Origin of the sequence: Pseudomonas sp. ANT_H12B (assembly GCF_008369325.1) — a bacterium.
In the GTDB taxonomy this organism is placed as follows: Bacteria; Pseudomonadota; Gammaproteobacteria; order Pseudomonadales; family Pseudomonadaceae; genus Aquipseudomonas.
Genome location: NZ_VOBI01000005.1, coordinates 102,846 through 114,335 on the forward strand (window position 1 = coordinate 102,846; position 11,490 = coordinate 114,335).

At 59.8% G+C, this 11,490-nt stretch carries 8 protein-coding genes and 1 pseudogene; 6 read left to right on the plus strand and 3 right to left on the minus strand.

What is annotated here, in order from left to right:
- Window positions 1–57 precede the first annotated feature (57 nt).
- The 3 genes and pseudogenes from FQ185_RS31040 to gap all read right to left on the minus strand — a co-directional run.
- Window positions 58–1,290, minus strand: a pseudogene (locus tag FQ185_RS31040) (chemotaxis protein); the annotation flags it as partial.
- 328 nt (window positions 1,291–1,618) lie between these two features.
- Entirely contained in the window at window positions 1,619–2,083 is a 465-nt protein-coding gene (locus FQ185_RS10010; protein WP_149417476.1) for a methylglyoxal synthase, read from the minus strand.
- Window positions 2,084–2,101: 18 nt separating this feature from the next.
- The gene (gene gap / locus FQ185_RS10015) at window positions 2,102–3,103 is read right to left on the minus strand and encodes a type I glyceraldehyde-3-phosphate dehydrogenase (RefSeq protein WP_149417294.1); all 1,002 of its coding nucleotides are present in this window, start codon (window positions 3,101–3,103) and stop codon (window positions 2,102–2,104) included.
- 220 nt (window positions 3,104–3,323) lie between these two features.
- Between gap and edd the strand changes: the two genes are divergently transcribed.
- The 6 genes from edd to FQ185_RS10045 all read left to right on the plus strand — a co-directional run bounded on the left by edd (window position 3,324) and on the right by FQ185_RS10045 (window position 11,360).
- On the plus strand, window positions 3,324–5,150 hold the full coding sequence (edd, locus tag FQ185_RS10020; protein ID WP_149417295.1) for a phosphogluconate dehydratase: 1,827 nt from the start codon (window positions 3,324–3,326) through the stop codon (window positions 5,148–5,150).
- Window positions 5,147–6,097, plus strand: a complete 951-nt coding sequence (locus FQ185_RS10025) for a glucokinase (protein ID WP_149417296.1) — start codon at window positions 5,147–5,149, stop codon at window positions 6,095–6,097. Before edd ends, FQ185_RS10025 begins: the two co-directional genes overlap by 4 nt.
- A 177-nt stretch (window positions 6,098–6,274) precedes the next feature.
- Window positions 6,275–7,006: a response regulator gene (locus FQ185_RS10030; RefSeq protein ID WP_149417297.1), complete on the plus strand. Its 732-nt coding sequence runs from the start codon at window positions 6,275–6,277 to the stop codon at window positions 7,004–7,006.
- Window positions 6,996–8,465: an ATP-binding protein gene (locus tag FQ185_RS10035; protein ID WP_149417298.1), complete on the plus strand. Its 1,470-nt coding sequence runs from the start codon at window positions 6,996–6,998 to the stop codon at window positions 8,463–8,465. Before FQ185_RS10030 ends, FQ185_RS10035 begins: the two co-directional genes overlap by 11 nt.
- Before the next feature lie 216 nt (window positions 8,466–8,681).
- Window positions 8,682–9,941 carry an AGE family epimerase/isomerase gene (locus FQ185_RS10040; RefSeq protein WP_149417299.1) on the plus strand — a complete coding sequence of 420 codons (1,260 nt, stop codon included), beginning with the start codon at window positions 8,682–8,684 and terminating at the stop codon, window positions 9,939–9,941.
- Between the two features lie 117 nt (window positions 9,942–10,058).
- On the plus strand, window positions 10,059–11,360 hold the full coding sequence (locus FQ185_RS10045) for an ABC transporter substrate-binding protein (protein WP_149417300.1): 1,302 nt from the start codon (window positions 10,059–10,061) through the stop codon (window positions 11,358–11,360).
- Window positions 11,361–11,490 lie beyond the last annotated feature (130 nt).

Below are 11,490 nucleotides of genomic sequence, written 5' to 3' on the forward strand. Positions count from 1 at the left end.
CAGCTTGTCGAGGAAGCGGTTGAACCAGATGACCAGTTCGCCCAGTTCGTCTTTCTTGCTGTAGTGCAAACGTTGGGTCAGGTCGCCGTCGCCGCTGGCAATCGCCTTGAGCATCTCGGCGACGCTGTTGATCGGCCGGGTTACGCCGGAGGCGGTGAGCCAGATCAGCAGCAAACCGACCAGGCCGGCTGCGATTGCCACCAGCAATGCCTTGAGGGTTCCGCTTTGTTGCGCGTCATCGACCACCGCTTGCAGCTTCACCGAGTCGGCCAGCAGTACGTGTTTTGGCAGGTCGATCACCACGCCCCAGGCTTTGGATTCGGCAATCGGACTGACGGGATAAACGGCACGGATCAACTCGCCTTGTTCGAGAATTTTCGGCGCGCCACTGCTGAGCAATTGCAAAACGTCCTTGCCGTCTGCGCCCAGGGTGTCGCCGATGCTTTTGCCGACCTTGCTCGCATCGACGCTGTAACCGGCGAGTACGCCGCTGCCGGAGACGATCAGCATGTGCCCGGCGCTGTTGAACAGATCGCGTTGGGAGTCGACAGCCGCCGCTTGCAGCGCGTCGAGGGCAATGTCCACACCGACCACGCCGATGGACTTGCCATCCACCACCAGCGGTACGGAAATGGTCGTCATTAGCATTTCCTTGCCGGCGACAGTGTCGGCATACGGGTCGAGCAGGCAGGTGCGCTTGCTGTCGCGAGGGCAGGTGTACCAACTGTTATAGGGCGTGCCGCTGAGGCTCAGGGTGGTTTTGGTCATGTCGTCTTCGACCATGATCGTGTTGATCCCGGCACCGCCGGCACGGCTCCAGTAGCTGGCGAAACGACCGGCTTCGTTGGACTGGCGAGCCGTGTCATTGGCGAACTCGCTGTCCTTGCCATCCAGGCCATTGGGCTCGAACGCTAGCCAGATCCCCAGCACTTTACTGTTGCGCTCAAAGGCGGTTTTCAGGCTCTGGTTCAACTCTTCACGCAGGGCGCCGGCCTCAAGCGAACGCTTGGCGGCCATGTTGCGCATGTCCTTGATCTGATCGGCCAGGGCGGTGACCACCAGCAGGCTTTCACCGAAGGTCTTCTGCACCCGTACCGCTTGTTCGGCAGCCTTGGCCTGAAGCAGGTTTTGCACGCTGGCAGTGAGCATCTTGCTGCTGGATGCGCTGACCAGTTCATCGTTCTGATCGGTCTGGTAGATGTTCATGCCGACGATCAAGGCGGCCACACCGAGCAGGCAAAGACCGGACAGCAAGACGATTTTCAGGCGGATGGAGAGAGCATCGAACATAGGGCGAACTCGCGAATGAATGAGGTGTTGGCTGTGAGTCGGGATCGCCCCGATTTGCCAAGTCCATTCAGCGCCGTTTAATGGTCATCGGCGGGGGTGGAGGTTGCATGAACGCAATGCCGACGAATGGTAACAGGTGAGCGTTTGCGCAGGAAAATGCCCTGAAAAGAACAGAAATTCAGGAGATTGTCGGCAACGATTTTGGCCGCGAGGCAGGGAGGTCAGATCGGCAAGTGCTACTGCAGGAGCAAGCGCCCCGGAAGGGCGCATTTAGCCAGGCCAGTTCTGGGTTGCTGGCGTAAGCCTGTTCCAGCAACACGGTGAAGCTTTAGGCGCGACCCAGCAGATAGGTCGCGTAATCGGGGATCCGATGTTCGTGCGCCTGCTCCATCATTGGGCTGCTGAGCAGGTAGTCGGCGCTGCATTCATTGCACGCCACCGGAATGTTCCACACCGCAGCGACTCGCAATAACGCCTTGATGTCCGGGTCGTGCGGCTGCGGTTCGAACGGGTCCCAGAAGAACACCAGCATGTCGATCCGCTGCTCGGCGATTCGCGCGCCGAGTTGCTGGTCGCCGCCCAAAGGGCCGCTGATCATGCTTTCCACCGGCAGGTCGAGGCGGTGTTGCAACAACAAACCGGTGGTGCCGGTGGCGACCAGTTCATGTTGCGCGAGCTTGTCTTTCTGCCGCTCGGCCCAGTCCAGCAAAAACACCTTGCAGTGGTCATGGGCGACCAGGGCGATACGCTTGCGCGCCGCCATGGTCTTTTGCGTAAAGCTGATACCGATCATCGGTTGCTGCTCCACGGTTTACTCGGCGTTACACAGCGCCAGGCAGTTATCGAGCATGCGGTTGGAGAAGCCCCATTCGTTGTCGTACCAGGCCAGGACCTTGAGCAGCTTGCCGCTGGACTTGGTGTGGTTGGCGTCGAAGATCGACGACAGCGGGTTGTGATTGAAGTCGCTGGAAACCAGCGGCAGGGTGTTGTAGCCGAGAATCTTCGAGTGCTGGCTGGCTTCTTTGAGCAGCGCATTCACTTCATCGGCCGAGGCTTCGCGTTTGAGTTGCACGGTCAGGTCCACCAGCGACACGTTGATCACGGGAACACGCACCGACATGCCGGTCAGTTTGCCCGCCAGTTCCGGCAGCACCAGACCCACCGCTTCAGCCGCGCCGGTTTTGCTCGGGATCATGTTCTGGGTGGCCGAACGCGCACGATACGGGTCGACATGATAGACGTCGGTCAGGTGCTGGTCGTTGGTGTAGGCATGAATGGTGGTCATCAAACCGCTTTCGATGCCCAACTCGCGGTGCAGCACCTGGGCCACCGGGGCCAGGCAGTTGGTGGTGCACGATGCATTGGAAATGATCTGGTGCGATTGGCGCAGGATGTCGTGGTTAACCCCATAAACCACCGTGGCATCAGCGCCTTTGGCCGGGGCCGAGATGATCACTTTGCGTGCGCCGGCCGTAATATGCGCGGCGGCCTTGGCCCGGTCGGTGAACAGACCGGTGCATTCGAACACGACGTCAATCTTTTCCGCGGCCCAAGGCAACTCGGCCGGATTGCGAATGGCGCTGACCGAAATACGGTCGCCGTTGACGGTCAGGCTTTCGTTATCGTGCTGGACATCGGCGTCGAACGTGCCATGAACAGTGTCGTACTTGAGCAGATGAGCGTTCATCGCGCTGTCGCCCAAGTCGTTGATGGCGACGATCTGCAGATCCTGACGATAGCCCTGGGTATACAGTGCCCGCAGGACATTACGGCCAATTCGGCCAAAACCATTGATTGCGATTCGAAGAGTCATTTAACAGGGCCGCCGTCGATTTGTTGTTGGAATTACAAGATTATTCGCATAAAAATAGAAAACAAGCCTTTTTAATGGCAATATTTTGTTCAATCTACAACGAGTGACCTGAATCAACTGGTCCGACCGATCAAGAAAACCGTCTGTCATCCCATCAACAACGGCTCTTGCTCAGCATAGACAATCAGGTCGCCACATCCGTTAGCCTGGAGTTCTAAACATGCATCCCCGCGTCCTTGAGGTCACCGAACGGCTTATCGCCCGTAGCCGCGCCACGCGTGAGGCTTACCTTGCACTGATTCGTGGTGCTGCCAGCGACGGTCCCATGCGCGGCAAGCTGCAATGCGCCAACTTCGCCCATGGCGTGGCCGGTTGCGGCACCGACGACAAGAACAGTCTGCGGATGATGAACTCCGCGAACATTGCGATTGTTTCGTCTTATAACGACATGCTCTCGGCGCACCAGCCGTACGAAGTCTTTCCTGAACAGATCAAAAAAGCCCTGCGTGAGATTGGCTCTGTCGGCCAGTTCGCCGGTGGCACCCCGGCCATGTGCGATGGCGTAACCCAAGGCGAGCCGGGCATGGAGCTGAGCCTGCCCAGCCGCGAAGTGATAGCGCTGTCTACCGCCGTGGCGTTGTCCCATAACATGTTTGATGGTGCGCTGATGCTCGGCATCTGCGACAAGATCGTCCCGGGCTTGATGATGGGCGCACTGCGTTTCGGTCACTTGCCGACGATCTTCGTGCCGGGCGGGCCGATGGTCTCGGGCATTTCCAACAAGCAGAAAGCCGACGTCCGCCAGCGCTACGCAGAAGGCAAGGCCAGCCGCGAAGAGCTGCTGGAATCGGAAATGAAGTCCTACCACAGCCCGGGCACCTGCACCTTTTACGGCACCGCCAACACCAACCAGTTGCTGATGGAAGTCATGGGCCTGCACTTGCCGGGCGCCTCTTTCGTCAACCCGAACACCCCGTTGCGTGATGCCCTGACCCGCGAAGCGGCGCATCAGGTCACCCGCTTGACCAAGCAGAACGGCGACTTCATGCCGATTGGCGAAATCGTCGACGAACGTTCGCTGGTCAACTCCATCGTCGCCTTGCACGCCACCGGCGGCTCGACCAACCACACGCTGCACATGCCGGCGATCGCCATGGCGGCGGGCATTCAATTGACCTGGCAGGACATGGCCGACCTCTCCGAGGTAGTGCCGACCCTGAGCCACGTCTACCCGAACGGCAAAGCCGACATCAACCACTTCCAGGCCGCGGGCGGCATGTCGTTCCTGATCCGCGAATTGCTGGAAGCCGGGCTGCTCCACGAGAACGTCAACACGGTGCTGGGTCATGGCCTGAGCCGTTACACCGTGGAGCCGTTCCTCGATAACGGTGAACTGGTTTGGCGCGAAGGCCCGATCGAAAGCCTCGACGAAACCATCCTGCGTCCGGTCGCTCGCGCCTTTTCGCCAGAGGGCGGCTTGCGGGTGATGGAAGGTAACCTCGGTCGCGGGGTGATGAAAGTTTCCGCCGTCGCTTTGGAAAACCAGATCGTCGAAGCACCGGCCATGGTGTTCCAGGATCAGCAGGACCTGGCCGATGCGTTCAAGGCCGGTTTGCTGGAGAAGGATTTCGTCGCCGTGATGCGCTTCCAGGGCCCGCGCTCCAACGGCATGCCGGAACTGCACAAGATGACGCCGTTCCTCGGCGTGCTGCAGGATCGCGGTTTCAAAGTGGCACTGGTGACGGACGGGCGCATGTCCGGCGCATCGGGGAAAATCCCGGCGGCCATTCACGTCAGCCCCGAAGCGTATGTGGGCGGCGCTTTGGCGCGGGTACAAGAGGGCGATATCATCCGCGTCGATGGCGCCAAAGGCACTTTGCAGCTTAAGGTGGACGCCGAAGAATTCGCAGCGCGCGAACCTGCCAAGGGCCTGTTGGGCAATAACATCGGCAGCGGTCGCGAACTGTTTGGTTTCATGCGCATGGCCTTCAGCTCCGCAGAGCAGGGCGCCAGCGCCTTTACTTCTGCCCTGGAGACGCTTAATTGAAACTGGCTTTGGTCGGTGACATCGGTGGGACCAACGCACGTTTCGCGTTGTGGAAAAACCAGCAGCTGGAATCGATCCAGGTGCTGGCGACGGCGGATCACTCAAGTCCCGAAGAGGCCATTGGCGTCTACCTGAGCAGCTTGGGGCTCGAGCCGGGCTCGATCGGTTCGGTGTGCCTGTCGGTCGCCGGCCCGGTGAGCGGCGACGAATTCAAGTTCACCAACAATCACTGGCGACTCAGCCGCAAGGGGTTCTGCCAGGCCTTGCAGGTGGATCAACTGCTGCTGGTCAATGACTTCTCGGCCATGGCGCTGGGCATGACCCGTTTGCAGCCGGACGAGTTTCGGGTGGTCTGCGAAGGCACACCGGAACCGTTGCGGCCGGCCGTGGTGATCGGCCCGGGCACGGGTTTGGGCGTTGGCACGTTGCTCGACCTGGGTGAAGGCCGTTTTGCGGCATTGCCGGGGGAGGGCGGTCACGTCGATCTGCCCCTGAGCAGTCTGCGGGAAACTCAACTGTGGCAGCACATCTTCAACGAGATCGGCCATGTCAGCGCTGAAACGGCATTGAGTGGCAGCGGTTTGCCGCGGGTCTATCGGGCGATCTGCGCGGTGGACGGTCACGAGCCTGTTCTCGAAACGCCGGAAGCGATTACCGCTGCCGGTCTGGCGGGTGATCCGATTGCCCTGGAAGTGCTTGAGCAGTTCTGCTGCTGGCTCGGTCGCGTGGCCGGCAATAACGTGCTGACCACTGGCGGGCGCGGTGGCGTGTACATCGTCGGCGGGGTGATTCCGCGGTTTGCCGATTTCTTTATCGAAAGCGGTTTTGCACGGTGCTTTGCTGACAAGGGTTGCATGAGCGATTACTTCAAGGGGATTCCGGTGTGGCTGGTGACGGCGCCGTATTCCGGATTGATGGGTGCAGGGGTAGCGCTCGATCAGGCCTGAAATGCAATCAACCTGTAGGAGTGAGCCTGCTCGCGATAGCGGTGTATCAGTCAACCAATGCGTTGAATGTAAAACCGCAATCGCGAGCAGGCTCACTCCTACAGTAGTTTTGTGGTGTTTGTGAAATCGGTGCTTAAGGCATAATCCGCCCAATTCAAATAACAAGGACGCCTTCCTGTGAGCTCAGTCAACAAGTCGATTTTGTTGGTCGATGACGATCAAGAGATACGCGAGTTGCTGGACACCTACCTGACCCGCGCCGGTTTCCAGGTTCGCACCACGCCCGACGGTGCAGGCTTTCGTCAGGCGATGAACGAGGCGCCGAGCGATCTGGTGATCCTCGATGTGATGCTGCCGGACGAGGACGGTTTCAGTCTGTGCCGCTGGATTCGCCAGCACCCGCGTCAGGCGCAGGTGCCGATCATCATGCTCACCGCCAGTTCTGACGAGGCCGACCGGGTCATCGGTCTGGAACTGGGTGCCGACGACTACCTCGGCAAACCTTTCAGCCCTCGTGAATTGCAGGCGCGCATCAAAGCCTTGTTGCGCCGCGCACAGTTCGGTCAGGAGCGTTCCGGCAGTGAAGTGCTGGCCTTCGATGAGTGGCGTCTGGACATGGTCAGCCATCGGTTGTTTCACGTCGACGGTGAAGAAGTGATTCTCTCCGGTGCCGATTTCGCGCTGCTGAAATTGTTCCTCGATCACCCCCAGGAAATTCTCGACCGCGACACCATCGGCAACGCTACCCGTGGTCGTGATTTGATGCCGCTGGATCGCATCGTCGACATGGCCGTCAGCCGTTTGCGCCAGCGCCTGCGCGACACCGAAAAACCGCCGCGGCTGATCCGTACCGTGCGCGGCAGCGGCTACCAACTGGCCGCCAATGTGGTTGCCAGCAATGGCCACTGAGTTTTTCCGCAAGCTCGCTGCAAGGATTCCCATGCCGCGTTCGCTGCTCGGGCGGATGCTGCTGCTGACGTTGTTGGCGGTGCTGTTCGCCCAGACACTGTCGAGCGTGATCTGGGTCTCACAACTGCGCGCCACCCAACTTGAAGGCCTGGTCACCAGCGCCCGTAGCCTCGCTCATTCGATGACCGCCAGTGTCAGTTACTTCCGCTCTCTGCCGGTGGCGTTTCGGCCATTGGTACTTGACCAGTTGCGCAGCATGGGCGGCACCCGTTTTGTGGTGACGCTCAACGACAAACCCTTAGGCATGGAAGTGTTGCCGATCACCCCGCGCAAGGAAGCGGTGCTCAAAGCGGTGGACGAAGTACTGCGTCAGTCACTGGGCCACGACACGGATATCTCGGTGACCTTCGTCAGCCCCGAAGACCTGCGGATCTTCAACAGCGGGCTGAAACTCGATGAATTGCCACGTTCCTGGGCGCACTATGCGTTGACCCTGGAACCGGTGAACCCGCCCGTATTGGTCACGCAAATCCAGATGGCACCGGGCGAGTGGCTGTACATCGCCTCGCTGCTGCCCGAGCCCTACACCAGTCTTGAAGAGCAAGGCCTGCCGGCACAGCAAGTCTGGTTCATCGTCCTCACCAGCGGTTTCTTGCTGTTGTTCATCGGTCTGCTGGTGCACTGGCAGAGTCGGCCGCTCAAGCGTTTGGCACGCGCCGCACGGGACATGTCGCTCGGTGCGGAAGTCGAGCCGGTCGCCGAAGGCGGCGGCAGCGAAGTGGTCGAAGTGGGCCGTGCTTTCAATGCGATGCGCGAGCGCATCAGCCGTTACCTGACCGAGCGCAGCCAGTTGTTCAGCGCCATTTCCCATGACTTGCGCACGCCGATTACCCGTTTGCGGTTGCGGGTGGAATTGCTTGAAGACGAAAAACTGCAGGCCAAGTTCGGCCGTGATCTGGATGAGTTGGAGCTGCTGGTCAAAGGCGCACTGCAGTGCGTGAAAGACACCGACATCCACGAAAACATCGAACCGGTGGACCTCAACCATGTGCTCGATTGTCTGGTGGAACCGTATCTGGCGCCCAACGGCAATGGCCGCGTGACCCAGCAGGGGCGGGCGCTGGCGGCGTATCCGGGCAAACCCTTGGCGCTCAAGCGTTGTATCGGCAACCTGATCGACAATGCCTTGAAATATGGACAGAAGGCGCACCTGCATATCGATGACGATGAGCGTGCATTCATCTTGCATGTCGATGACGAAGGGCCGGGTGTTCCGGAGCAGCGGCTGGAACAGGTTTTCGAACCGCACTTCCGTTTGGCCGGGCAGCAACAGGGTTATGGGTTGGGATTGGGGATTGCGCGCAACATTGCGCATAGTCATGGGGGGGAGGTCAGCCTGCAAAACCTGCGTGAGGGCGGGTTAAGGGTGACATTGCAGTTGCCTCGCAGTATTGATTAGTGAGCGCGAGTCGCCTTCATCGCGGGCAAGCCACGCTCCCACAGCAATTGCGCCTTACCTGTGGGGGCGGGCTTGCCCGCGATGGCGTCAGACCATTACACGAACATCTCAAGCCAAATGTCACAAGTCAGTGACATAACTCGTCCCCTTCGTTACAAGCCCGCCACCGCCCGTTGTTTAGACTGCCCCCAGTCATAACAACAAAAAAGGCACCCCATGGACACCTTCCGCCCGGCCTTCAGCAGTTGGCTGAACGCACCCGCTCACCAGCAATGGCTCGCCGCCGAAGGTCTGCGCCTGCTGGCGTTTGCCAAGGCTTCAAAGCTCCCCGAGGGCTTCGGCAATCTTGACGATCAGGGTCGCCTCCCGGCGAACGCCCAAGCCGAAACCATGAACACTGCGCGCATGACCCACAGCTTCGCCATGGCCCACATTCAAGGCTTGGCGGGGTTTGCCGAATTGGTGGATCACGGCGTCAAAGCCCTTAGCGGACCGCTGCGCGATGACGATCACGGGGGCTGGTTCGCCGCTCCCGAACATCGCGACGGCAACACCGACAAGGCAGCCTACCTGCACGCCTTCGTCGCGTTGGCCGCGAGTTCTGCGGTGGCCGCGCAACGTCCCGGCGCGCAGGCTTTGCTCGATGACGCGATCAACATCATCGACACGCATTTCTGGAGCGAGGAGGAGGGCGCAATGCGCGAATCCTTCAACCGCGACTGGAGCGTCGAAGAAGCCTATCGCGGTGCCAACAGCAACATGCACGCTACCGAAGCCTTTCTCGCACTGGCGGATGTCACCGACGACAACCGTTGGCTGATCCGCGCGCAGCGTATCGTCGAGCGAGTCATCCACGTTCATGCCGCCGCCAACGATTATCTGGTGGTCGAGCACTTCGATCAGAACTGGCAGCCGCTGCGCGACTACAACCACGACAACCCGGCCGATGGTTTTCGCCCTTACGGCACCACGCCGGGCCACGGTTTCGAATGGGCGCGGCTGTTGCTGCACCTCGAAGCGGCGCGGGTGCAGGCCGGGATGCTCACGCCGGGCTGGCTGGCGACTGACGCGCAAAAACTCTTCGATCACAATTGCCGTCATGGCTGGAACGTCGACGGGCTACCTGGGATTGTCTACACCCTCGACTGGGACAATCGCGCCGTGGTTCGCCATCGCTTGCACTGGACTCATTGCGAAGCCAGCGCTGCGGCCAGCGCCTTGCTCAAGCGTACTGGCGACGAGCAGTACGAAGCCTGGTATCGGTTGTTCTGGGAATTTTGTGACAGTCATTTCATCGATCGATGCGATGGCAGTTGGCACCATGAACTCGATCCGCAAAACCGCCCGAGCGCCGATATCTGGGCCGGCAAACCCGATCTGTATCACGCCTGGCAAGCCGTGCTGATCCCGCGCCTGCCGTTGGCGCCGAGCATGGCCACTGCCGTGGGGCAGTTGTCCCGGAGCGCTCCTGTGTAACCATGTCGTGACATTCAAGCGTCCCTTCGTTACCTGCGAAGGGACAACCCCTGTTTAAAATCCTATGCAGCGCAAGCACCAGACTTGCATGCATAACAACAAGAAAGGTAATTCTAGATGAATGCGATTTCTCGCCTCGCTACTGTCATTTCTCTTGCCTCATTGCTTCCTGTCTCTGCATTCCCTGTCAGTGCACTTGCCGCCGATTCCAAAGGTTCGGTAGAAGTCGTTCACTGGTGGACGTCCGGTGGCGAAAAAGCTGCTGTCGATGTTCTCAAGGCCCAAGTTGAAAAAGACGGCTTCACCTGGAAGGACGGCGCCGTCGCCGGTGGTGGCGGCGCTACCGCCATGACCGTACTGAAAAGTCGCGCCGTGGCCGGCAACCCGCCGGGTGTCGCGCAGATCAAAGGTCCGGACATCCAGGAATGGGCCAGCACCGGTTTGCTCGACACCGACGCGTTGAAAGACGTCGCCAAAGCCGAGAAGTGGGACAGCCTGCTCGACAAGAAAGTCTCCGATACCGTGAAGTTCGAAGGTAATTACGTGGCCGTGCCGGTGAACATTCACCGCGTCAACTGGCTGTGGATCAATCCGGAAGTCTTCAAGAAAGCCGGTATCGAAAAAGCTCCGACCACGCTTCAGGAGTTCTACGCAGCCGGCGATAAGCTCAAGGCTGCGGGCTTCATTGCGCTTGCCCACGGCGGCCAACCTTGGCAGGACAGCACCGTGTTCGAAGCGGTGGTGCTTTCGGTGATGGGCGTCGACGGCTACAAGAAAGCCCTGGTCGACCTGGACAATGCCGCCCTGACCGGTCCTGAAATGGTCAAGTCGCTGACCGAGCTGAAGAAAGTCGCGACCTACATGGACGTCGACGGCAAAGGCCAGGACTGGAACCTGGAAGCGGCCAAGGTCATCAACGGCAAGGCCGGCATGCAGATCATGGGTGACTGGGCCAAGAGCGAGTGGACAGCGGCCAAGAAAGTCGCCGGCAAGGACTACGAGTGCGTAGCGTTCCCGGGCACCGACAAGGCCTTCACCTACAACATCGACTCCCTGGCCGTGTTCAAGCAGAAAGACAAGGGCACTGCTGCTGCTCAGCAGGACATTGCCAAGGTCGTGCTGGGTGAGAACTTCCAGAAAGTCTTCAGCATCAACAAGGGTTCGATTCCGGTTCGAATCGACATGCTGAGCGACATGGACAAGTACGGTTTCGACTCCTGCGCCCAGACCGCTGCCAAGGACTTCCTGGCGGACGCCAAGTCTGGTGGCCTGCAGCCGAGCATGGCGCACAACATGGCGACCACGCTGGCGGTACAAGGCGCGTTCTTTGATGTCGTGACCAACTACATCAACGATCCGAAAGCCGATCCTGCTACTGCCGCCAAGCAACTGGGCACAGCGGTCAAGTCCGCCAAGTAATGCTTGGCCCCTGTAGGAGCGAGCCTGCTCGCGATGGCGGTGTATCAGTTGATGCATCCAGTGTCTGACACTCAGCTATCGCGAGCAGGCTCACTCCTACAAGGGGAAGCATTTCCAACGTAAATTTTCT